This window comes from Rathayibacter sp. AY1H2 (assembly GCF_002931985.1).
Lineage (GTDB): Bacteria > Actinomycetota > Actinomycetes > Actinomycetales > Microbacteriaceae > Rathayibacter.
In genome coordinates this window covers 19,535-42,789 of sequence record NZ_PSUV01000023.1, presented here as the reverse complement: position 1 = coordinate 42,789, position 23,255 = coordinate 19,535, and the positions used below count along the sequence as shown (strand labels likewise).

Genomic DNA, 23,255 nt, shown 5'->3' with positions numbered 1-23,255 from the left:
CTCGCTGCTGCGGATGGGTCGTGCGGAGGGGGGTGGGGCTGCGTGCTCTAGAGCATGCACGAGACGCACTGGTCGAGCTCGGTGCCCTCGAGCGCCAGCTGACGGATGCGGATGTAGTAGATCGTCTTGATGCCCTTGCGCCAGGCGTAGATCTGGGCGCGGTTGACGTCGCGGGTGGTCGCCGTGTCCTTGAAGAAGAGCGTGAGCGAGAGGCCCTGGTCGACGTGCTGCGTGGCCGCGGCGTAGGTGTCGATGATCTTCTCGTAGCCGATCTCGTACGCGTCCTGGTAGTACTCCAGGTTGTCGTTCGTCATGAACGGCGCCGGGTAGTAGACGCGGCCGAGCTTGCCCTCCTTGCGGATCTCGATCTTCGACGCGATCGGGTGGATCGAGGACGTCGAGTTGTTGATGTACGAGATCGAGCCGGTCGGCGGGACGGCCTGCAGGTTCTGGTTGTAGATGCCGTGCTCCATGACCGAGGCCTTGAGCGCACGCCAGTCGTCCTGGGTGGGGACCGCGATGCCCGAGTCGGCGAAGAGGCGGGAGACGCGCTCGGTGGCCGGCGTCCACTCCTTCTCCGTGTAGGTGTCGAAGAACTCACCCGAGGCGTACTTCGAGTCGGCGAAGCCCTCGAAGGTGGTGCCGCGCTCGATGGAGAGGTTGTTGGAGGCGCGCAGGGCGTGGAACAGCACCGAGTAGAAGTAGATGTTGGTGAAGTCGATGCCCTCCTCGGATCCGTAGTGGATCCGCTCGCGGGCGAGGTAGCCGTGCAGGTTCATCTGGCCGAGGCCGATGGCGTGCGACTTGTCGTTGCCGTCCTCGATCGAGCGGACCGAGGTGATGTGCGACTGGTCGGACACCGAGGTGAGGCCGCGGATAGCGGTCTCGATGGTGCGGCCGAAGTCGGGCGAGTCCATCGTCAGCGCGATGTTCAGCGAGCCGAGGTTGCAGGAGATGTCCTTGCCGATCTGCGCGTAGGAGAGGTCCTCGTTGTAGGTCGTCGGAGTGTTGACCTGGAGGATCTCGGAGCAGAGGTTGGACATGTTGATGCGGCCCTTGATCGGGTTCGCCTGGTTCACCGTGTCCTCGAACACGATGTAGGGGTAGCCCGACTCGAACTGGATCTCGGCGATGGTCTGGAAGAACTCGCGCGCCGAGATCTTGGTCTTCTTGATGCGCGGGTCGTCGACCATCTCGCGGTACTTCTCCGAGAGGGAGATGTCGCCGAAGGGGATGCCGTAGACGCGCTCGACGTCGTAGGGCGAGAAGAGGTACATGTCCTCGTTGTTCTTCGCGAGCTCGAACGTGATGTCGGGCACGACGACGCCGAGGGAGAGCGTCTTGATGCGGATCTTCTCGTCGGCGTTCTCGCGCTTGGTGTCGAGGAAGCGGAGGATGTCGGGGTGGTGCGCCGAGAGGTACACCGCTCCCGCGCCCTGGCGCGCGCCGAGCTGGTTGGCGTAGCTGAAGCTGTCCTCGAGGAGCTTCATCACGGGGATGATGCCCGAGGACTGGTTCTCGATCTGCTTGATCGGGGCGCCGGCCTCGCGGATGTTCGAGAGCGAGAGGGCGACGCCGCCGCCGCGCTTGGAGAGCTGGAGCGCGGAGTTGATGCCGCGGGCGATCGACTCCATGTTGTCCTCGATGCGGAGCAGGAAGCAGGAGACGAGCTCGCCGCGCTGTGCCTTGCCTGTGTTGAGGAAGGTCGGGGTCGCGGGCTGGAAGCGGCCGGCGACGATCTCCTCGACGAGGGCGGTCGCGAGCGTCTCGTCGCCCTGGGCGAGGCCGAGGGCGGTCATCACGACGCGGTCCTCGAAGCGCTCGAGGTAGCGCTTCCCGTCGAACGTCTTGAGCGTGTACGAGGTGTAGTACTTGAACGCGCCGAGGAAGGTCGCGAAGCGGAACTTCTTCGAGTACGCCAGGTCGTTGAGCTGCTGGATGAACTCGAACGAGTACTGGTCGAGCACGGCCTGCTCGTAGTACTCCTTCTCGACCAGGTAGTCGAGGCGCTCCTTGAGCGTGTGGAAGAACACCGTGTTCTGGTTGACGTGCTGCAGGAAGAACTCGCGAGCGGCCTCGCGGTCCTTGTCGAACTGGATCTCTCCGTTCGGGCCGTAGAGGTTCAGCATCGCGTTGAGCGAGTGGTAGTCCATCTGTGCGGCGTCGCGGGGAGCGTCGATCACTGCTGCGTCCAAAACGTGTCCAATCCTTCGTCGACGGCGCGGACGTCGTCGGGTGTTCCGAATACTTCGAATCGATAGAGGTGCGGCACCTCGCACTTGCGGGCGATGATGTCGCCGGCGAGGCAGTACGCCTCGCCGAAGTTCGTGTTGCCGGCGCCGATGACGCCGCGGATCAGGGAGCGGTTGCACGGATCGTTGAGGAACCGGATGACCTGCTTGGGGACCGCTCCTCCGCCGTTGCCGCCGCCGTAGGTGGGGAGGACGAGCACGTACGGCTCGTGGACGTGGAGCGTGTCGAGGGCGGCTCCGTCGCGACGGGCGTGGAGCGGGATGCGCTGCGCCGGCCGTCCGAGCTTCTCGATGAACCGGTGCGTGTTCCCCGAGCTGCTGGAGAAGTACACGAGCCCGCTCATCCTCCGGCCCCTCTCCCCGTCAGCTGCTGTTCTCGGTCCCGCCTCCGAGGCGGCTGCGCGGTGAGCCGCAAGGCGGAGGAGGAAGCCGCAGCGGCGCTACGGCGCCCGCCGACGACGTCGCGGATCGCCGCCCGTGCGCCTCAGAGGGTCGCGATCTTGTCGGGGCGGAAGCCGGACCAGTGGTCGTCGTCCGTGATGACGACCGGCGCCTGGAGGTAGCCGAGGGCCTTGACGGCCTCGAGGGCCTTCTCGTCCACGGAGAGGTCGAACACCTCGTAGTCGATGCCCTTGCTGTCGAGGGCGCGGTACGTCGCGGTGCACTGGACGCAGGAGGGCTTGGTGTAGACCGTCACAGCCATGGGTGTCGCCTTTCGGAGGGGGTGTCCCGGTGCAGCTCCCCGACCGGCGGCTCGCGATGCGGGCGGGGTCGGAGGGTGGTCCGGGTGAGTTCTGGGTGCCGGTGGGGCTCTCGCTCCGACCTGCTCAGCAATACTACATATAGGGGGCGGGCCGGTGTCAGCCCACTAGACGTAGTAGTTACAGCCGTGTAGTTATCCACCGGTTCCTCCCCCGTTCATCCACAGGCCGGAGCCCGTGGAACCGCGGAAGGACGCGGATCCGGACGAACCATCCACAGGTGTGGACAGAAGGATCCCGTTCACTGTGTACAACGCGCCACGGCGTGTCGGCATGCCCGACCGGTGGGGTCCGCGCGGCGGCTCGACCACAAGATGTGGTGGTCGGATCGCATCGCGGGGCATGCCCGGACGGTACGCCCGACCACCGACACCGCGAACGGTCAGAGGAGCTGCGCGGCCCACTCCCGGGCGACGGCGCGCAGGTGCGGGAGCGGGTCCGCGAGGGCCGCGGACGAGGAGCCCGCCGCCTCCGTCAGCGACACCGCCGCGGTGAAGCCGGGAGTCGGCGCCGCGATCGCCCCGGCGACGAGGAGCGTCCGCGCCCCGGCCGCCTCGGCGAGCGCGAGGACGTGCAAGGGAACCTTGCCGGCGGCGGACTGCGCGTCGAAGCGCCCCTCCCCCGTGATGACGACGTCCGCGCCCGCGAGGAGCGTCGGGAGCCCGATCGCCCGTCCGACGGCGCCGGCGCCGGAGGTCGGGCGCGCGCCCCAGGCGAGCAGCCCGAAGCCCGTCCCGCCCGCCGCCCCGGAGCCCGGCGCATCGGGATCCGCGTCCAGGTGCGCGGCGAGACGGCGGAGGCCGCTCTCGAGGAGGAGGACGTCCTCGGGGCCGGCCCCCTTCTGCGGACCGAAGACGCGGGCCGCCCCGGAGTCGCCGAGCAGCGGGGTCGCGACATCGCTGAGCACGACCGCGCCTCCGGGCGGCAGAGGACGCAGCGCGCGGAGGTCGGCGGCGGCGAGCGCGGGCAGCGCACCGCCTCCCTCGCCGAGGTCGCGGCCGGAGGCGGTGGAGAAGCGTGCGCCGAGCTCGCGGAGCGCTCCGACTCCGCCGTCGGTCGAGGCGCTGCCGCCGATCGCCAGCAGCAGGGCGTGCGCCCCCGCGTCGAGGGCGGCGGCGATCGCGCGGCCGAAGCCGCGCGTGTGCGCGGTGAGCGGACGGAGCGGGTCGAGCAGCGTGATGCCGCTCGTGGAGGCGAGCTCGACGACGGCTGTCCCGTCGGGGAGCAGCAGCCACCAGGCGCGGACCGGCCGGTCGTCCGGGCCGGGGACGACGACCGGCCGCCGAAGCGACCCCGGGACCGCGAGCGCGAAGGCCTCGACCGTGCCCTCTCCTCCGTCGGCCATCGGCGCGAGGACGATCTCGTCCCCCGGGCGCGCAGCGCTCCAGCCCTCGGCGATCGCCCGCGCGACCTCGACCGCGCTCGCCGACCCCTTGAAGGAGTCGGGCGCGACGACGACCCTCAGCCTGCCCACGCGCTCAGTGTGGCACCGCGCCGCCACTCAGAGCGGGGTCGCGAGCCGGTAGCCGCGCTTGATCACCGTCGCCACGAGCCGCGGTTCGGGGAGGGCCTGACGGAGGCGGCTGACAGCGACGTCGACCGCGTGGTCGTCGAGAGCCTCCGGCGCGGAGGCCGCGAGGACGTGACGCGCGACGGTCGCGCCCTCGGCGGCGACGAGAGTCCGGAACAGCGCAAGCGCGACCGGGGTCAGCGCCACCCGGGTCCCGGCCAGGACGGCGTGCCGGCCTCGGAGCTCGAGAGTGCCGAAGGCCGTCTCGATGCGGGGCGACGCCTGCTCGAGGTGCTCGCAGGTCAGGCGGATGAGCGCACCCATCCGGAACCGGTCCGGCACGACCGGGAGGATCCCTGCCTCGACCAGGGGTGCTGCGGTCACGGGGCCGACGGCGGCGGCGACCACCGTCTCGCGGAAGGCCGCCTGGAGGTCGTCGAGGCGGCCCGCGGCCTCCGCGACCGTGAAGAGCGCCTCCACCGCCGGCGCGCTGGTGAAGGTGACGGCGTCGATGCCCCCTCCGCAGACCGCGTCGATCAGCCGCAGCACCCGGGCGGAGTCCTCGTGCACGCTCCAGCGGTAGGGCGCGGCCGTGAGCACCCGGGCGCCGGCGTCGCGGAGACGCTGCAGCTGAGCCGGGTCGGTGAATCCGTGCAGCTGCACCGCGATCGTGCGGCCGGCGACGCCCTCGCGCAGGGCCAGGTCGACGAGGGAGGTGGTCGTCTCGCGCTCGCTCATCCCGTGGTCGTCGAGACCCGCCGCACGGATCGCTCCGCGCGCCTTGGGTCCGCGGACGAGGATCCGCGCGGAGGACAGCGCGTCGGCCAGCTCGATCCCCGCGGCGTCCGCGGCCTCGAGCCAGCGCCGCAGGCCGTAGGAGGTGGTGGCGAGGAGCACGTCGGGACGGGCGGCGACGATGGCGCGGGTCTCCTCCTCGAGCGCGCCCTCGGTGTCGACGCCGCGCATTCGGATGGTGGGGGCGTGCGTGACGGCGGCACCGCGGCGCTCGAACGCGGCGATCAGGTCCTCGGAGCGGCGGTCGGAGGTGACCCCGATGCGGAAGCCGTCCAGCTGGTCGGGTCGGAACCCCACGGCGGCGTCGGGATCGGTGCCGGTCATGCTCGGCCCCCTCGGGGTCTCACGCGGTCAGTGCATCGACCGCTCGGGCGATGCTCTCGGGGTCCCCCGCATCATGGCACGCGGCCTGCCGGACCACCTCGCCGATGACGATCACGGCGGGCGAGCGCGGTGCCAGCTCGGCGAGCAGGCCGAGCACTGCGCCGACCGACGAGACCGTCGTGCGCTGGTCGCGCGACCAGCCCCGCTCGACGATCGCGAGGGGCGTGTCGGCGCGCATCCCGGCGCGCTGCAGCCCGGCGACGAGGTGCGGGAGGGTGTTCACGCCCATCAGCACCACGATCGTCCCGCCCAGCCCGGCCAGATGGCCGAGCTCCTGCTCGCTGAACGGCGCATGGCCCGAGACCACGGTGAAGGCCCTGCTGACCTCGCGGTGGGTGACCGGGATCCCGGCGGCGGCGGGCACCGAGATCGCGCTGGTCACTCCGGGGACGACCGTGGAGCCGACGCCGGCGAGCCGGCACGCGCGCACCTCCTCCGACCCGCGGCCGAACACGAACGGATCGCCGCCCTTCAGGCGCACGACGTCCAGACCCGCGAGGGCCCGCTCGATCATCAGCCGCTCGATCTCGTGCTGCGGCACCGCATGATGACCCGGCGTCTTGCCGACGTCGATCAGCTCGGCGCCGGGCGCCCACTCGGCCAGGCCCTCGTGCGGACCGAGCCGGTCGTAGAGCACCACGTCCGCGTCGCGGAGGGCGCGGCGGGCGGCGAGGGTCATCAGATCCGGATCGCCGGGGCCGCCGCCGACGATGCTGACGTGCCCGACCGGCCGGGTCGGCGCGGGGGCCTCGTCGACGATCCAGGGGCAGAGCTCGGCCGCCGCTGCTCGGAGCGGCGCCGGCCCCTCCACCCACACGATCAGGGCCGGGGGCGCCGGGGTGAGCGCGTCCTCCGCCTCGTGCCGCTCGACGAGTGCGCCGGCGGCTCGGTAGCGGGCGAGCACGCGGCGGGTCCCGGAGGCGGTGCCGATCACGAGCACGCGGCGTCCGGCGAGGTCGAGGGAGAGCTGCATCACGAGTCCGATCCGATCCCGGCCGGACCGACGGGGATCCTCGGCCCCGCGACCAGCACGGGTCCGTCCGGTCTCTCGTCCCGGCCGGCGGGCCGGACCTGCCCGCGCTCGCGCACGGTCGCGACGCGCGGATCCGCGGTGTCCGGGGCGTTCACGAAGGAGCGGAAGCGGCGGAGCCGGTCGGGATCGGCGAGGGTCGCCGCCCACTCGTCGACGTAGGTGTCGACGTGCGTGGCCATGGCGGCCTCCAGCTCGGCGGCGATGCCGAGCGAGTCCTCGCAGACCACCTCGCGCACGTGCTCGAGTCCGCCGGGGAGCTCCTCCTGCCAGCGTGCGGTCCGCTGGAGCCGCTCGGCCGTCCGCACGTAGTACATGACGTAGCGGTCGATGTAGCGCACCAGGGTCTCGTCGTCGAGGTCCTGCGCGAGCAGCTGGGCGTGCGCCGGCTGGTAGCCGCCGTTGCCGCCGACGTAGAGGTTCCAGCCGAGGTCGCTCGCGATGACGCCGATGTCCTTCCCCCGCGCCTCGGCGCACTCGCGGGCGCAGCCGCTGACCCCGAGCTTGAACTTGTGCGGCGAGCGGAGACCCCGGTACCGCTCCTCGAGGAAGACCGCCATCCCGACCGCGTCCTGGACTCCGAAGCGGCACCAGGTCGATCCGACGCACGACTTGACCGTGCGCAGCGACTTGCCGTACGCCTGACCCGACTCGAAGCCGGCGTCGACGAGGAGGCGCCAGATCTCGGGCAGCTGCTCGAGGCGGGCGCCGAACATGTCGATCCGCTGCCCGCCGGTGATCTTCGTGTAGAGGCCGTACTGCTCGGCGACCTCGGCGATCACCTTGAGCTTCGCCGGCGTGATCTCGCCCCCGGGGATCCGCGGGACGACGGAGTAGGTGCCGTCCTTCTGCATGTTGGCCAGGGCGCGGTCGTTGGTGTCCTGCAGCGGCGCCTGGCCGCCGTCGAGGATGTAGGCGTTCGTCTGGGTGGCGAGGACGGAGGCGATCACCGGCTTGCACACGTCGCAGCCCAGCCCGGAGCCGAAGCGCTCCATCACCTGCTCGGCCGAGTGCAGCCCGAGGATACGGACCGACTCGAACAGCTCGCTGCGGCTGAGCGCCACATGCTCGCAGAGGGCGCGGGAGACCTCGACGCCCGCACGGATCAGCTCCGTGTCGAGCAGCTTCTTCACCAGGGGCACGCACGATCCGCACTGGGTGCCCGCGCGGGTGCAGGCCTTGAGCGGCCCCAGCTCGGTGCACCCCTCGCCGATCGCGTGGCGGACCTCGCCGACCGAGACGTTGTTGCACGAGCAGACCTGAGCGTCGTCCGGAAGGTCGCCCGAGGGCGCCTCCGCCCCCGCCGCCGCGAGGTAGGCGCCGGGCTCGGCCGGCAGCTCGCGCCCCAGCAGCGGGCGGAGGGAGGAGTAGGGGCCCGCGTCGCCGACGAACATCCCGCCGAGCAGCGTGCGCGCATCGTCCGAGACGACGACCTTCTGGTAGAGACCGCGGGCCGGATCGGCGTAGACGACCTCGAGCGCTCCCTCCGTGGTGCCGAGGGCGTCGCCGAAGCTGGCGACCTCCACGCCCGAGAGCTTGAGCTTGGTGGCGTCGTCGACCCCCGGGAAGGTCGCGTCGCCGCCGAGGATCCGGTCGGCGACCACCTCCGCCATCGCGTTGGCGGGTGCGACGAGCCCGACCGTGCGGCCGGCGATCGCGGCGACCTCGCCGATGGCCCAGACTCCCGCCCTGCTGGTGCGGCAGGCCTCGTCGACGACCACGCCTCCGCGCGGTGCGACCTCGATCCCGACCGCTCGGGCGAGCTCGTCGCGCGCCGTGATCCCGATGGAGAAGACCACGAGATCGGCGCTGATGCTGCTGCCGTCGGTCAGCGCGACTCCGAGCACCGTCCCCGTCGGCGAGGTGAGGATCGCGGTGGGCCGGTTGCCGAGGTGCAGCGCGATCCCCTGCGCCGAGATGATGCGGCCGAGGGCCTGCCCGGCGCCCTCGTCGAGCTGCGCGCTCATCAGCCAGCGGCCGGAGTGGACGAGGGCGGTGCGCGCACCGAGCCGGTGCGCGCCTCCCGCCGCCTCGAGGCCGAGCAGACCGCCGCCGACCACGACCACGATCGCGGGGCGTCCGCGCCGGGCGCGGAACGCGGCGAGCTCGGCGACGAGCCCGTCCACGTCCTCGAGCGTGCGGTAGACGCGGCCGTGCTCGGCGCCCTCGATCGGCGGGACCGTGGCGGAGGAGCCCGTCGCCAGGACGATCTCGTCGCCCTCGAGGGAGCGGCCGTCCGCGAGCTCGACGCGCAGGCGGTCGGGATCGATCGCGACGACACGGGAGGAGGTGATCAGCCGCGCCGACTCCCACAGAGCGCCGTCGCCCAGAGTCAGGTCGTGCTCGCCGTCGAGGCGCTTCGAGAGTGCGACGCGGTCGTAGGGACGGTGCACCTCCTCGCCGAGGACGGTGATCTCCAGCGCCTGGTCGCCGGCCCGGGCGACGAGCGCGTCGACCAGGCGGTGCGCGGCGGGTCCCGCTCCGACGACGAGCACGCGTCGGGGCCGGGCGGCGGGGTTCGCTCCAGGAGTCATGACGTCCACCGTAGGGACGGCCCGTTTCCCCGCCGTTGCCCCTGTGTAACAGCGTGTGACGCGCGCCTCTCGGCGAGCGCCGCAGGCCGTGAGGGCTTCGTTACGCCCGTGACACCGAAGGCGTGCTCGCACGAAACGCGCGATCCCTACCGTTGCCTCATCGCGTCCGACCGGATGCGGTGGCCCACCCGCAGGAAGAAGGCGCAGCGATGACCCTCCTCGATCGGCTCGCCCCCGCGACCGCCACCACCTGGGTGCCGGTCTGCGCCGTCGGCGACCTCGAGCCGCTCTGGGGCGAGGCCGCCCTGGTCGGCGGTGTGCAGCTCGCCCTGTTCCTCCTGCCCGACGGGCGGGTGCGGGCCGTCTCGAACCTCGACCCCGCGACCGGCGCCGCCGTGCTCTCACGCGGCATCGTCGGCTCGCGTCTGGTCGACGGGGTGCAGCGGCCCACGATCGCCTCCCCCCTGCACAAGGACGTCTTCGACCTCGAGACCGGCGCCTGCTTCACACGAGCGGAGCTGCACCTCGCCACCTGGCAGGTGCGCGAGAGCGACGGCACGATCGAGGTCGCCCAGCGGACCGCTCTGGTCGCCGCGTCCCACGGGACCTCCGACGACGACGGGAGGCGTGCCGTCGCCGCGCTGGTCGAGGCGGTCCGCCGGGCCAACCCGGCGCTGGACGTGCTCGACTCCTTCGTCGACGTGCAGCAGCCCGACGTCCCCGCGACCCTGGGCTCTCTCGAGCCGGGCCGGCCGGCGGTGGTCGTGCCGCTGCTGCTCTCGGCCGGCTACCACGTGCACGTCGACCTCGCCGAGGCCGCGGCGGAGGCGGAGCGGCCGGTGCGGGTCTCGGGCGCGCTCGGACCCGATCCCCGCCTGGCGCGCGTGCTCGCCCGCCGGCTCCACGAGGCAGGGCTCGACGACGGCGACCGCGTCGTGCTCGCCGCTGCCGGCTCGAGCGACGCCGGTGCCGTCGCGGACTGCTGGACCACCGGCCGCCTCCTCGCCGCCGAGCTCGGCCGCGAGGTGAGCACCTCGTTCATCTCGGCCGCCGAGCCGCGGATCGCGGAGGCGGTCGCCGCCGAGCGCGCCGCCCACCCCGGCGCGCGCGTCGTGGTCGCCACCTACCTGCTCGCGCCCGGCTACTTCGCCGGCCTGGCCGCCTCCGCGGGGGCCGACCTCGCCTCCGCTCCCCTCCTCACCGCCGTCGATCCGCCCGCCCGCGAGCTGGTCGACATCGTCTCGGAGCTGTTCGGGCGCAACGCCTGACGCCTCCTCCCCGCACCACCACCGCTCCACCTCCCCGTCCCGAGCGCGCCCTCGCGCGCGCCGCCCACCCTCCGGAGGACCACGATGACTGCTGCACCCCCGACCACCGTCCCCACGACCGCCGCCACATCCACCGGCATCATCCGACGGCCGGGCCGCTGGATCGACGGCTGGAACCCCGAGGACCCCGCCCAGTGGGAGGCGGAGGGACGCTCCGTCGCCGCTCGCAATCTGAGGTGGTCGATCTTCGCCGAGTTCCTCGGCTTCGTCGTCTGGCAGCTCTGGTCGGTCGTCGTCGTCTCGCTGCCGGCGGCCGGGTTCGCCTTCGACACCGGGCAGATCTTCTGGCTCATCTCGATGCCGAGCCTCGTCGGCGCCACCCTGCGGATCCCGTACACGTTCATGGTCCCCCGCTTCGGCGGCCGCAACTGGACGATCGTGTCGGCGGGCCTCCTGCTGATCCCGAGCGTCGGACTCGGCATCGCGGTCTCGAATCCGGAGACCCCGTTCGGCGTCATGCTCCTGGTGGCCGCGCTCGCCGGCTTCGGCGGCGGCAACTTCGCCAGCTCGATGGCGAACATCACCTTCTTCTACCCGCACGCGCAGAAGGGCTGGGCTCTGGGGCTCAACGCCGCGGGCGGCAACCTGGGCGCCTCCGTCGCGCAGCTCGTCGTGCCGATCGCGATCACCGTCGGCGCCGCGGCCACGCTGAACCTGCCGATCGCCGGCTTCCTCTGGGTCCCCCTGATCGTCGTGGCGATGATCGGCGCCGCCAAGCGCATGGACAACCTCTCGACCGCGAAGTCCGACGTCGCCGCCTCCCTCGCCGCGCTCCGCGAGCCGCACCTCTGGCTGCTGGCCGTGCTCTACATCGGCACCTTCGGGTCCTTCATCGGATTCGCCGGCGTGTTCCCGAAGCTCATCGCCGACACCTTCCCCGAGTTCTCCGGCTTCGCCGTCGGCTCGGCGACGGTCGGCCTCGCGTTCCTCGGCTCCCTGGTGGGCTCGCTGTCCCGCCCCTCCGGCGGCCGTCTGGCCGACCGCTTCGGCGGAGCGCCTGTCACGGTCCTCGCCTTCGTCGCCATGGGCGCCGGGATCCTCGGCGTGATCGCGACACTGCCGCTCGGCAGCTTCTGGCTCTTCCTCGCCTGCTTCCTCGTGCTCTTCTCGGCGGCCGGCATCGGCAACGGCGCGACCTACCGCATGATCCCCACGGTGTTCGCCCTCCGCGCCCGCCAGCGCGGTGACGACGGCATCGGCGCCCAGCGCACGTCCGCCGCGGCGCTCGGCCTGATCTCGGCGATCGGCGCCTACGGCGGCTTCGTGATCCCCCAGCTGCTCGGCTTCTCCAAGACCGAGTTCGGCGACTACACCACGGCGCTGGGCTGGTTCGTCGGCGCCTATGCGGTGATGCTCGCGATCACGGCCGGCGTCTACCTCCGCCTCGCCGCGAAGACGGGGACCCGGATCTGACGATGAGCGCACCCGCCCCGACCGACTCCCACTGCCCGTACTGCGCCCTGCAGTGCGCGATGACGCTGACACCCGCGGCGGGCCCCGTGCCCCTGGCGGTCGAGGGGAGGGAGTTCCCGACGAACCGGGGCGGGCTCTGCGCCAAGGGCTGGACCTCCGTCGAGCTGCTGGCGAGCGGACAGCGCCTGGTCTCCCCGCTGCTGCGCGGCGCCGACGGCGTCCTCGCGGAGGCGTCGTGGGAGGAGGCGCTCGACGCGGTCGCCGGGGCGGTGCGCGGCGTCCGGGAGCGGCACGGCGCCGACGCGGTGGCCGTCTTCGGCGGCGGGGGCCTCACCAACGAGAAGGCCTACCAGCTCGGGAAGTTCGCTCGGATCGCTCTCGGCACCTCCCGGATCGACTACAACGGCCGCTTCTGCATGTCCTCGGCCGCGGCGGCCGGCAACCGCGCCTTCGGCGTCGATCGCGGACTGCCGTTCCCGGTGTCCGACCTCGACGACGCCGACACGATCCTGCTCCTGGGCTCGAACGTCGCCGCGACGATGCCGCCGCTTCTCGCCCACTTCGCCGGTGCCCGCTCGCGGGGCGGCCTGGTGGTCGTCGACCCGCGCCGCTCGGCCACCGCGCGGCTGACGGAGGACGGCGCCGGCACGCATCTGCAGCCCGCTCCCGGGACGGATCTGCCGCTCCTCCTCGGGCTGATCCACCTGGTCTTCGCCGAGGGCCTCGCCGACACCGCCTACCTCGCCGCGCGCACGACCGGCGTCGAGGCCCTGCGCCGCAGCGTCTCGTCGTGGTGGCCGGAGCGCACCTCCGCGGTCACGGGCGTGCCGACCTCGCTCCTCCGCTCCCTGGCGCGCCGGCTCGCCGCGGGGCGGTCGTTCGTGCTGACCGGCCGCGGGGTCGAGCAGCACGTCGACGGCACCGACACCGCGACCGCCGCGATCAACCTCGCTCTCGTGCTCGGCCTGGTGGGTCGCGAGGGGTCGGGGTACGGCACGCTCACCGGTCAGGGCAACGGCCAGGGCGGACGCGAGCACGGACAGAAGGCCGATCAGCTCCCGGGGTACCGCTCCATCCGCGATCCGGAGGCGCGGCGCCACGTCGCCGCCGTCTGGGACGTGACGCCCGAATCGATCCCGGGCCCAGGGCTGCCCGCCACCGCCCTGCTCGCCGAGCTCGGACGCTCCGTGCACTGCCTGCTGGTGCACGGCTCCAACGTGGTCGTCTCGGCCCCGGACGCCGACGCCGTCCGCGCCGGGCTCGAGGCCCTGGACACGCTGGTCGTCTGCGACTTCTTCCTCTCCGAGACCGCCGCGCTGGCCGATGTGGTGCTCCCGGTGCCGCAGTGGGCGGAGGAGGAGGGCACGATGACCTCGCTCGAGGGCCGGGTGCTCCGCCGCCGCCGGGCGATCGACCCGCCGGCAGGAGTGCGCAGCGAGCTCTGGATCATGAGCGAGCTGGCGCGCCGTCTCGACGCCCCCTCGAGCTGGTCGGCGGTCCCCTCGGAGGTGTTCGACGAGCTGGCCCGCGCGTCCGCGGGAGGCGTGGCCGACTACTCCGGCCTCTCGCACGCCCTGCTCGACACCGGGATCGCCGCCCACTGGCCCTACCCCGCGGGCGGCACGGGGACGCCGCGCCTCTTCGCTGAGCGCTTCGGGCACCCCGACGGCCGGGCGCGCCTGGTCGCCGTCATCCCCGCCGTCCCCGTCGTCGTGGACCGCGGCGAGGAGCTGACCCTCGTGACCGGCCGCTACCTCCAGCAGTACCAGTCGGGCACCCAGACCCGGCGGGTCGCGGAGCTCGATGCGGCCCGTCCCGAGGCTCGGCTCGAGATCCACCCGGCGACCGCCTCCCGGCTCGGCGTCCGCGACGGAGCACCTGTGGCGATCGGGAACGCGCGCGGCGTGGTCCGCGCCCGCGCGAGCGTCACCGCGGACATCCGCCACGACACGGTGTTCCTGCCCTTCCACTACGCGGGTGAGCAGTGCGCGAACCTCCTCACCGAGGCCGTCGTGGACCCGGTGTCGTCGATGCCCGAGTTCAAGCGCACGCGGGTCTGGGTCCGCGCGGAAGGGACGGCACATGCCTGAGACACCTCCCGAGCGGATCGTCCTGATCGGCTATGGCCCCGTCGGCTCGCGCTTCGTCGAGGAGCTGCTGCCGGCCGTGCGGGCCGGTCTGGTCGCGCTGACGGTGGTCGGCGCCGAGAGCGACGACCCATACAACCGTGTCCTGCTCGCGGAGTACGCCGTCGGCCGGGCGACCCGCGAGCGCCTCGACCTCGGCGACCGGACGGCGGCGGAGGCGGCGGGCGTCGTCCTGCGCCTGGGAGCGGCCGTCGTGGGGATCGACCGCGCGCGGAACGTCGTGCGGCTGCACGACGGCGAGCGGCTGCCCTACGACCGCCTCGTCCTGGCCACCGGCGCCCGGGCGAACGTGCCGACCCTCGCCGGGATGGAGCGGTCCCGACGCGAGCGGACGGTGCGCGCCGCCGATCCGGAGTCGCTCGACGCGGGCTCCCGGCCCCTCCCGGAGCGGGTGGTGGCGCTGCGCGACCTGGCCGACGCCCGGGTGGTCCGCGAGTCCGTGCGCTCCGGCGCGCGCCTCGTCGTGCTCGGGGCGGGAGTGCTCGGGATCGAGTTCGCCCTCGCGGCCGCCGAGCAGGGCGCGCAGGTGGTGGTGGTCTTCCACGGCGACATCCCGATGGCCCGCAATCTCGACACGGGCGGGGGCCGGATGCTGGCCGCGGCCGCCCGCGCGGCCGGCGTCGAGATGGTGGCGCACGCCCGGTCCGAGAGCGTCCTGCTCGCGCACGACGACCGCGGCCGTGCGCACTTCCAGGCGCTCGTCTGCGCTGACGGCAAGCAGATCGAGGGGGATCTGCTGGTGCTCTCGTGCGGTGTCGGTGCGCGGGTCGAGCTGGCCGCGGGCGCGGAGCTCGCCGTTTCGACCGGGATCCTGGTCGATGAGCAGCTGCGCAGCTGGAGCGACCCGGACGTCTTCGCGATCGGCGACTGCGCGCACGTCGCCCCCCGCGGCTCGGCCCTGCCCGACGGCCGCGTGCCCGGCGGACCGAGCGGACTGATCGGTCCGGGATGGGAGCAGGCGGACCGGCTCGCAGCACGGATCCGGGCGGAGGCGGAGGGCCGCTGCGGCGAGGAGCGCGTCCCCGACGCCCGACCGGCGGTCGTGATGCTGAAGGCCGAGGGCGTCGACCTCGTGGCAGGAGGCGACGTGGCCCCGGAGCCGTGGGACCCGCACCGCCCGGGCGAGGAGCACCTCGAGGTGACGCTGTGGGCTGACCCCGCCCGCGGCGGCTACGCCAAGCTCGTGACCGCAGGAGGAGTGCTGCGCGGGTTCGTCTCGGTGGGTCTGCCCCGGGTCGGCGCCGAGCTCAGCCTCCTCTTCGAGCGGGGCTCGGAGCTGCCGGCGGACCGGTCGAGCCTCCTGCGTCTGGACGCCCCGGATGCGGGCGCCGCGGCGACCGGCGATCCGTTCGCCCCCGATGCCACGGTCTGCTGGTGCAACGGCGTGACGGCGGCGGTGATCACCGATGCGGCTGCGGCGGGACACGGGACGGTCGCCTGCGTCGGGCGGGCGACCCGCGCCGGCACGGGCTGCGGCGGCTGCACCGGGCGTATCGCCGAGCTGCTCGCGCGGACGGCGGTCCCCGCCTGATCGCCGCGAGGACCGGGCCTCGCCGCCTCAGCGGTCGAGCGCCTCCGCGAGGCGCCGGGTGACCGCCCGCAGTTCGAGCTCGACCCCGCGGACGCGCTCGTCGAGAGCCGCCGCGGTGTCGGCGGCCTGCTCGGCGGCCGCCGCACCCGCCGCCTCGGACGAGGCGCGGTCGGCCGCGACCGACGCGCTGAGCTCGTCCAGCGCCTCCCGGAGGCCCGCCGACTCGTCGCGCAGCACGGAGACGTCGCCCTGCACCGCGCTCAGCTCGCCGCGGAGCCCGGCCACCTCGTCGCGCAGGGCCGCCGTCTCGGCGCGCAGCTCCTCCGTGCGCAGCCGCGCCTGCTCGAACCAGGGGGCGACCAGCCGGTGCACGGCGTCGCGGAGCACGACGCCGCCGCGGCCGAGCCGGGTGGGCGCCGAGCCGGGGTCCTGGAGGAAGTCGTGGTCAGTGGTCATCGTCGTGGTCCCGTCCGGAGAAGCGGCGGTGGAGCACGTCCATCGCCCGCAGATCCTTGTCCATGATGTCGGCCTCGAGGGTGGTGTCGGCGAGGCGGTCGGCGAGGCCCGGCCGGGAGCGGCGCTCGAGCGAGGCCTCGATCAGCTCGACGGAGCGCTCGAACGAGAGCGGTCCGCGCGCCGCGGCCCGGCCCCGCCGGCCGAGCGCCTCGAGGTCCACCGCCCCGCTCGCCACGTCCCGCATCGCCTCGAGGAGCGCCGGGGCGGAGCGGGTGATCTTGATGCAGTCGACGCCGTCGATGAGGAACTCCGCTACTCCGCTGGCCGCCGTCACGATCGGCACGGCGCCCGCCGCGGCCGCCTCGACCGGCGCGACGCCGAACGCCTCTCCGGCCCAGGTCGGGAAGAGGAACGCGTCGGCGCGGCCGTGCGCGGCGAGCACCTCGGCGTGGGGCGTCGGTCCGTGGAACTCGACCAGGCCGTCCAGGCCCGCCTCGTCCGCCCGGGCGCGCCAGCCGTCCACGTCTCCGTCGCCGTAGAGGTCCACACGGAAGTCGCGGGTCTCCTCCGCGAGAGACGCCGCCGCCTCCAGCACCAGCCCGACGCCCTTGTGCTCGCCGAGCGACGCGGCGAACGTGAACCGGGTGGTCCCGCCCTCGCGGTAGCGCCGCGGCTCCGCGGTGTCGGGGGGAACGGACACTCCGCGCCCGATCACCTCGACCTCGCCCAGGCTCAGCCCGCCGGCCTCGATCGCGTCGACGAGGGAGCGGCTGACCGCGACGATCTCGCCGCGGTCGAAGTGGTCGGGGGCCTGGGCGCCGTAGACGCGGAGCACGCGCTCGGGCAGCCCGTCGACCAGGGCGTTCGGGATGCGGTCGCCGAGGTTCCACATCCACGGCGCCTCCACCGCCCGCAGCAGGTCGATCATCGCGAGGCCGCCGATCCCGAGCAGGTTGAAGGCCACCACGTGGGTCGGCGCGAAGTCGCGCAGCTCCTCGAGCAGGATGCGGGTGTTCTCGAACCGCGAGACGGCGCTCTCGTGGTGCAGCAGCTGAGCGATCTCGCCGCCGGTCTGCGGCAGCGGGAAGTAGGTGCGCAGGCTCAGCGTGCGGTGCACCTCGACGCCCGAGGGCTCCGGCGGCAGGTAGGTCGGCGTGGTCAGCACGCGCACGGTGTGGCCGCGGGCCGCCATCGCCTCCGCGACGCGCGCACAGGTCATCTCGTATCCGCCGAGCACCTGGGGCGGATAGAGGTTGCTCACGAACAGCAGGCGCATCAGCGCACCTCCCCTCTCGCGGAGGCGTCCGCCGCGATCCGCGCCGTCACCTCGGGCGTGTAGGCCGCGCGGGCCTGGCGGTCATTGCCGCCGTCCCAGTAGTTGACGAGGTAGAGCCCGGACTGCTGCGTGCGCGGCACGAACGGGAACAGCTGGGCCCGGGGCTCGATCTGCGCGATCCGGTAACCGGCGTCGACCGCGCGCACGTGCAGCCAGATGTCGTCGGCGTCCGGGGCGATCTCGCGGAACGCCTCCCCGTGCGCGGCGATCTCGCCGAGGAGCGGGGCGGGCAGCAGCTGCCCGGAGACGGAGGTGCCGAAGACATCGGTCGACGCGCGCGTGTCGGCGACCGGCGTCCAGCTCGTGTACGGAGCCACGGCGCCGTCGACGATCCCCACCCGGTGGGCGCGGTAGCAGAGCACGGTCTCGCGTGGGTAGCGCGAGCGGGCGTCGAGCAGGCCCCTCAGCCAGGTGCGCGGGTACACGATGTCGTCGTCGGAGGTGACGAGGTCGCGCTCCCCCGCCCGGCCCGAGAGCAGGTGCGGGTAGTACTTCGTGTGCACGCGGTAGCCGTCGACCAGGCGGATCTCGACGCCGCGGCGGCGGAGGCGTCGCAGCGGCGCGGGCAGGTCGGCGTGCAGGGCCGGGTCGTCGAGCCAGAGCACCAGGCGCGCGGGCCGGGCGTCGCCGCGGGCGATGGACTCGAGCGCCACGTGGACCCGCTGCAGCCGCTCGCCGTGCGTGGTCATCGTCACCACGACCTCGCCCGCCGGATCGACCGCGGAGCGGCGGGAGAAGCGGTTGGCCAGATCGAGCAGCAGCAGCTCGCGCCGGAGCGCGGGCGAGGGGTGGTCGATCGGCCGGGCGGCGATCACGGCGGCGCGGCGCTCCGAGAGGCGCTGAGGGGCGGAGCGGACGACCCGGGCCGCGGAGCGCAGCCGCGTGCGGGGGCGGACACGACGGCCCAGCGCCGCGAGGCGCGTGCGGGGCCGGACGCGCCGGCCGACGGCGGCGAGAGCGGGATGCATCGGTCCAGGTTAGCCGGAGGCGCCCGGGCGCCCTGCGCCGGTCAGGGCCCGTCGACGACCGCGAAGGCCCGCACCGGGAAGGTCCCGAAGCCCCGCACCTTCGGCGGCACGGCGGTGAAGCGCGCCCCTGTCGCCGGCAGCCCGCCGAGGCCGGTGAGGTGCTCGACGACGTGCACTCCCGCGGCGAGGAGGGCCGAGTGCGCGGGCCGCGATCCGCCCGACTCCGTGTCGTCGATGTTCACCGAGTCGATGCCGACCAGCACCGCGCCGGCGGCGACGAGCGCCTCCGCCGCCTCGCCGCTGAGGAAGGGGGCGCCCCTGCCGTACCCGGGCGTGGCGAAGTGCGCGTCCCAGCCGGTGCGGAGGAGGACAGCGGCGCCGCGGACGTCGAGTCCCGCGACCGCGTCCGAGCCGATGCCCCGTTCGGTGGCTCCGGTCGCGTCGACCACGACGGTCGGCAGGTCGACCAGCGTCTCGAGCGGGAGAGCGGCGAGATCGGCTCCGCCCTCGTAGCGGTGGAACGGGCTGTCGAGGTAGGTGCCCGTGTTCCCGATCATCTCGATGACGTCCATCGCGAACTCGGTGCCGGGTGCGTAGGAGGCGCGGGACGCCTCACGGGTGAGGTGCGGCCGGATGCGCGGAGCGGGCAGGCCCGGGTAGGTCACCAGCCCGTCCGCGACGGTGTGGCTGAGGTCGACGAAGCGGCGCGAGGAGGTCATGCGCCCGATCCTGGCAGGGGCCGGATCGGGCGCACCATCGAGATGCCGCCCCGCGGGGCGGCGTTCCCGCCTCTACTTCTTCGGCAGCGCCGCCGACAGGTCCGCGATCAGGTCGGACGAGTCCTCGAGGCCCACCGAGAGGCGCACCAGCGACTCCGAGACCTCCAGCGGCGTGCCCTTCACCGACGCGTGCGTCATCTCGCTCGGGTAGCCGATCAGCGACTCGACGCCGCCCAGTGACTCCGCGAGCTGGAACAGCTCGGTCGACTCGGCGAACTTCCGGGCGGCGCGCGGCGTCGCGAGCTCGAGCGAGAGCATCCCGCCGAACCGCGACATCTGGCGCTTCGCCAGCTCGTGGCCGGGGTGCGAGGGCAGGCCCGGGTAGTGCACGGCCGTCACCGCCGGGTGCTCGACGAGGAACTCGGCGACCGCCTGCGCGTTGACGGAGTGGCGCTCCATCCGCACCCCGAGGGTCTTGATGCCGCGGACCGTGAGCCACGCGTCCATCGGGCCCGAGATCGCTCCGACCGCGAACTGCAGGAACGCGATCTTCTCGGCCAGCGGCCCCGAGCGCAGGGCGAGCGCGCCGCCGACGACGTCCGAGTGGCCACCGAGGTACTTCGTGGTCGAGTGCACGACCACGTCGGCACCGAGGGCCAGCGGCTGCTGCAGGGCGGAGGAGGCGAACGTGTTGTCGACGACGACGATCAGGTCGTGCGCGTGGGCCAGGTCGGCGAGCTCGGCGATGTCGCTGATGGTCATCAGCGGGTTCGACGGGGTCTCGACCCAGAGCATCTTCGTCTCACCGGGGACGATCGCCCGCTGCACCTCGCGGAGGTTCGACATGTCGACGGCCGTGTTGCGCACGCCCCAGGCGCTGTGCACCCGGTCGATCAGGCGGTGGCTGCCGCCGTACGCGTCGTTGCCCAGGACGACGTGGTCGCCGGGCGCGAGGGCGGCGCGCAGCAGGGTGTCCTCGGCCGCGAGGCCGGAGGAGAAGGAGTAGGCGACGTCCGCACCCTCGAGCGAGGCGATGAGCTCCTGGAGCGAGTCGCGCGTCGGGTTCGCCGAGCGGGCGTACTCGTAGCCGCCCCGGAGACCGCCGATGCCGTCCTGGACGAACGTGGAGGTCATGTAGACGGGCGGCACGACCGCCCCGGTGGTCGGATCGAACTCCTGGCCGGCGTGGATGGCGCGGGTGTCGAAGTGCTGCTTCTTGGGCATGGTGCGGGCTCCCTGGGTCGGAGGTGCGGAGGCGGCGGCCGTCAGGCCGTGGCGTAGGTGAGGAGGTCCTGTCGGGTGATCACCGCGACGGGCTTGCCCTCGTCGGTGACGAGGAGGGCGCTGTGCTCGGTGAGCGCGGCGCGGGCGGCGGTGATGCTCTCGCCGAGCCCGATCAGCGCGAGCGCGTCGCCCACGCAGTCGCCGAGCGGGTCGTTCATCGAGGCGGATCCGGCGAAGACGCGGTCGAGCAGCTCGCGCTCGTCGACGGCTCCGACGACCTCGCCCATCACGACCGGCGGCTCGGCGGTCAGCACCGGGAGCTGCGAGACGCCGTACTCGGTCATGATGCCGATCGCGTCGCGGATCGTGTCGGTCGGGTGCGCGTGCACGAGCGCCGGGAGGTCGGCCTGCCCGCTCGCCGCCCTCGCGCGGAGCACGTCGCGGACGGTGCCCTCGTCGCGCATCTCGAGGAAGCCGTAGGAGCGCATCCAGCGGTCGTTGAAGATCTTGCCGAGGTAGCCGCGCCCGCCGTCCGGCAGGAGCACGACGACCACGTCGTCCGGCCCGAGACCGGCGGCTGCCTTGAGCGCGACGGAGACGGCGAGCCCGCTCGATCCGCCGACGAGCAGCCCCTCCTCGCGGGCGAGGCGGCGGGTCATCGCGAACGACTCGGCGTCGCTGGAGGCGATGATCCGGTCGACCACGCTCGGGTCGTACGCGCTCGGCCAGAAGTCCTCGCCGACGCCCTCGGTCAGGTACGGGCGACCGCCGCCGCCCGAGTAGACGGAGCCCTCGGGGTCGGCGCCGACGATCTGCACGCGGCCCTCCGACACCTCCTTGAGGTAGCGGCCGGCGCCGCTGATGGTGCCGCCCGTGCCGACTCCCGCGACGAAGTGGGTGAGCCGGCCGGCGGTGTCGCGCCAGATCTCGGGGCCCGTGGTCTCGTAGTGGCTGAGCGGTCCGTTGAGGTTCGCGTACTGGTTGGGCTTGAAGGCGCCGGGGATCTCGCGGGCGAGGCGGTCCGAGACGGAGTAGTAGGAGGCGGGGTCCTCCGGAGCGACGGCCGTCGGCGTCACGACGATCTCGGCCCCGTAGGCGGTGAGGACGTTGCGCTTGTCCTCCCCCACCTTGTCCGGCAGCACGAACACGCAGCGGTAGCCGCGCTGCTGCGCGACGAGGGCGAGGCCGATGCCGGTGTTGCCGCTGGTCGGCTCCACGATGGTGCCGCCGGGCTTCAGCAGCCCGTCGCGCTCGGCGGCGTCGATGATGCGGGTCGCGATGCGGTCCTTCGACGAGCCGCCGGGGTTCAGGTACTCGACCTTGACCAGCACGGTCGCCTGCACGCCCGCCGCGACCGGACCCAGCTTCACCAGCGGGGTGTCGCCGATGAGGTCGAGCACCGAATCGGCGTAGGCCATCCCGGTCTCCGGGCGTGCGGGAAGGGCGCGATCCAGGCTCATCCCGCCAGCGTAGCAACCGGCTGCGGGCGTGTGACGGGGGTGGGCGGAGGCACAGGGAGCGGTCTCGGGAGGGGAGTGCCGCCGGTCGCGCCGGTGCCCTATCGTGGGGGTCCGCGAGCGCCGCGGTCGACCCGGAACGGACCCCGAATGACCTCACCGATCGCCGCACCGCCGCGGCGTCCGGCCGACATCCACCTCCTCCGCCTGCTCGGTCCGGCGCTGGTCGCCGGAGTCGCCTACCTCGACCCGGGCAACGTCGCCAGCAACATGACGGCCGGCGCCCGGTTCGGCTACCTCCTGGTCTGGGTGGTGGTGCTCGGCAACCTGATGGCCTGGCTCATCCAGTACCTCTCGGCGAAGCTCGGCCTGATGACCGGCCGCAGCCTCCCCGAGCTGCTCGGCGACCGCCTGCGCGGCCGCTGGGGCCGCCGGGCCTACTGGCTGCAGGCCGAGACGGTGGCGATGGCGACCGACCTGGCCGAGGTGATCGGCGGCGCGATCGCGCTGAACCTGCTCTTCGGACTGCCGCTGCTGGCCGGCGGCGTGGTCACCGGCGCGGTCTCGCTGGTGCTGCTGCTCGTGCAGACGCGGGGCGGGGCGCAGCCGTTCGAGCGGGTGATCACGGCGCTGATGGTGCTGATCGCCGTCGGCTTCACGGTCGGCGTGGTCGTCGATCCGCCGGACGCGGGCGCGACCGTCGCCGGTCTCGTGCCGCGCTTCGAGGGCTCGGAGTCGGTGCTGCTCGCCGCCTCGATCCTCGGCGCGACCGTCATGCCCCACGCGATCTACGCCCACTCCGCGCTCGCCCGCGACCGCTTCGGCCACGTCGAGGGCGTCGGCGCGCGCCGGAGGATCCTGGTCGCCACCCGGATCGACGTGACGATCGCCCTCGCCATCGCCGGCACCGTGAACCTCGCGATCCTGCTCCTCGCCGCGCACTCCCTCGCGGGAGTCGCCGGGACCGACAGCCTCGAGGGCGCCCACGCGGCCATCGGAGCGGCGCTCGGCCCGGTGGTCGCGACCCTGTTCGCCGTCGGCCTGCTCGCCTCCGGCCTCGCCTCGACCTCGGTCGGCGCGTACGCGGGGGCCGAGATCATGCACGGTCTGCTCCAGGTGCGGGTGCCGCTCGTCGCCCGTCGTCTGGTCACGCTGATCCCGGCGCTCCTGGTGCTCGCGATCGGCTTCGACCCGACGCGCGCGCTGGTGCTCAGCCAGGTGGTCCTGTCGTTCGGCATCCCCTTCGCGCTCGTGCCGCTCGTGATCCTGACATGCGACCGCCGCCTGATGGGCGACCAGACGAACCGCTGGTTCACCACCCTCGCCGCCGCTCTGGCCGCCGTCTTCCTCATCGTCCTGAACGGCCTGCTGCTCTGGCTCACCTTCGCCCCCTGAGCGGAGCGGCGGCGC

General features: G+C 73.3%; 18 protein-coding genes. 5 read left to right on the top strand and 13 right to left on the bottom strand.

What is annotated here, in order from left to right; genetic code table 11:
- Window positions 1-47: 47 nt before the first annotated feature.
- The 7 genes from nrdE to nirB form a co-directional block, all read right to left on the bottom strand.
- Window positions 48-2,153 carry a class 1b ribonucleoside-diphosphate reductase subunit alpha gene (gene nrdE / locus C5C29_RS14660; RefSeq protein ID WP_104267670.1) on the bottom strand — a complete coding sequence of 702 codons (2,106 nt, stop codon included), beginning with the start codon at window positions 2,151-2,153 and terminating at the stop codon, window positions 48-50.
- 26 nt (window positions 2,154-2,179) lie between these two features.
- Entirely contained in the window at window positions 2,180-2,596 is a 417-nt protein-coding gene (gene nrdI, locus C5C29_RS14655; protein WP_104224357.1) for a class Ib ribonucleoside-diphosphate reductase assembly flavoprotein NrdI, read from the bottom strand.
- 140 nt (window positions 2,597-2,736) lie between these two features.
- Window positions 2,737-2,955, bottom strand: a complete 219-nt coding sequence (gene nrdH / locus C5C29_RS14650) for a glutaredoxin-like protein NrdH (RefSeq protein ID WP_068255139.1) — start codon at window positions 2,953-2,955, stop codon at window positions 2,737-2,739.
- Window positions 2,956-3,395: 440 nt separating this feature from the next.
- The gene (locus C5C29_RS14645; RefSeq protein WP_104308512.1) at window positions 3,396-4,478 is read right to left on the bottom strand and encodes a glycerate kinase; all 1,083 of its coding nucleotides are present in this window, start codon (window positions 4,476-4,478) and stop codon (window positions 3,396-3,398) included.
- 36 nt (window positions 4,479-4,514) lie between these two features.
- Complete coding sequence (locus tag C5C29_RS14640) at window positions 4,515-5,642, bottom strand: uroporphyrinogen-III synthase (protein ID WP_104238252.1); 1,128 nt, start codon at window positions 5,640-5,642, stop codon at window positions 4,515-4,517.
- A gap of 19 nt (window positions 5,643-5,661) precedes the next feature.
- On the bottom strand, window positions 5,662-6,675 hold the full coding sequence (cobA, locus tag C5C29_RS14635) for a uroporphyrinogen-III C-methyltransferase (protein ID WP_104224371.1): 1,014 nt from the start codon (window positions 6,673-6,675) through the stop codon (window positions 5,662-5,664).
- The gene (gene nirB / locus C5C29_RS14630) at window positions 6,675-9,266 is read right to left on the bottom strand and encodes a nitrite reductase large subunit NirB (protein WP_104224354.1); all 2,592 of its coding nucleotides are present in this window, start codon (window positions 9,264-9,266) and stop codon (window positions 6,675-6,677) included. Before nirB ends, cobA begins: the two co-directional genes overlap by 1 nt.
- Before the next feature lie 209 nt (window positions 9,267-9,475).
- Here nirB and nirD point away from each other — a divergent pair, with 209 nt between their 5' ends.
- The 4 genes from nirD (at window position 9,476) to C5C29_RS14610 (ending at window position 15,685) form a co-directional block, all read left to right on the top strand.
- The gene (nirD, locus tag C5C29_RS14625) at window positions 9,476-10,534 is read left to right on the top strand and encodes a nitrite reductase small subunit NirD (protein WP_104224353.1); all 1,059 of its coding nucleotides are present in this window, start codon (window positions 9,476-9,478) and stop codon (window positions 10,532-10,534) included.
- Between the two features lie 84 nt (window positions 10,535-10,618).
- On the top strand, window positions 10,619-12,007 hold the full coding sequence (locus C5C29_RS14620; protein WP_104224352.1) for an MFS transporter: 1,389 nt from the start codon (window positions 10,619-10,621) through the stop codon (window positions 12,005-12,007).
- A gap of 2 nt (window positions 12,008-12,009) precedes the next feature.
- Window positions 12,010-14,097, top strand: coding sequence for a molybdopterin oxidoreductase family protein (locus C5C29_RS14615; protein WP_104308509.1), 2,088 nt, complete (start codon window positions 12,010-12,012; stop codon window positions 14,095-14,097).
- Entirely contained in the window at window positions 14,090-15,685 is a 1,596-nt protein-coding gene (locus C5C29_RS14610) for an NAD(P)/FAD-dependent oxidoreductase (protein ID WP_104227174.1), read from the top strand. Before C5C29_RS14615 ends, C5C29_RS14610 begins: the two co-directional genes overlap by 8 nt.
- Window positions 15,686-15,712: 27 nt before the next feature.
- Here C5C29_RS14610 and C5C29_RS14605 read toward each other — a convergent pair whose 3' ends face one another.
- The 6 genes from C5C29_RS14605 to C5C29_RS14580 all read right to left on the bottom strand — a co-directional run bounded on the left by C5C29_RS14605 (window position 15,713) and on the right by C5C29_RS14580 (window position 21,806).
- Window positions 15,713-16,141 (bottom strand): hypothetical protein, encoded by a 429-nt coding sequence (locus tag C5C29_RS14605; RefSeq protein WP_104256353.1) that lies wholly within the window; start codon window positions 16,139-16,141, stop codon window positions 15,713-15,715.
- On the bottom strand, window positions 16,131-17,417 hold the full coding sequence (locus C5C29_RS14600) for a glycosyltransferase (RefSeq protein WP_104308508.1): 1,287 nt from the start codon (window positions 17,415-17,417) through the stop codon (window positions 16,131-16,133). The genes C5C29_RS14605 and C5C29_RS14600 overlap by 11 nt, the downstream gene beginning before the upstream one ends.
- The gene (locus C5C29_RS14595; protein WP_104224347.1) at window positions 17,417-18,445 is read right to left on the bottom strand and encodes a glycosyltransferase; all 1,029 of its coding nucleotides are present in this window, start codon (window positions 18,443-18,445) and stop codon (window positions 17,417-17,419) included. Before C5C29_RS14595 ends, C5C29_RS14600 begins: the two co-directional genes overlap by 1 nt.
- 41 nt (window positions 18,446-18,486) lie before the next feature.
- Window positions 18,487-19,164 carry a cyclase family protein gene (locus tag C5C29_RS14590; RefSeq protein ID WP_104224346.1) on the bottom strand — a complete coding sequence of 226 codons (678 nt, stop codon included), beginning with the start codon at window positions 19,162-19,164 and terminating at the stop codon, window positions 18,487-18,489.
- 72 nt (window positions 19,165-19,236) lie between these two features.
- On the bottom strand, window positions 19,237-20,388 hold the full coding sequence (locus tag C5C29_RS14585) for a cystathionine gamma-synthase (RefSeq protein WP_104224345.1): 1,152 nt from the start codon (window positions 20,386-20,388) through the stop codon (window positions 19,237-19,239).
- Window positions 20,389-20,429: 41 nt separating this feature from the next.
- Window positions 20,430-21,806, bottom strand: coding sequence for a cystathionine beta-synthase (locus tag C5C29_RS14580; protein WP_104224344.1), 1,377 nt, complete (start codon window positions 21,804-21,806; stop codon window positions 20,430-20,432).
- 189 nt (window positions 21,807-21,995) lie between these two features.
- Between C5C29_RS14580 and C5C29_RS14575 the strand changes: the two genes are divergently transcribed.
- A complete protein-coding gene (locus C5C29_RS14575; protein WP_104224343.1) occupies window positions 21,996-23,240 on the top strand; it encodes an Nramp family divalent metal transporter in 1,245 nt (414 codons plus the stop codon).
- Window positions 23,241-23,255 lie beyond the last annotated feature (15 nt).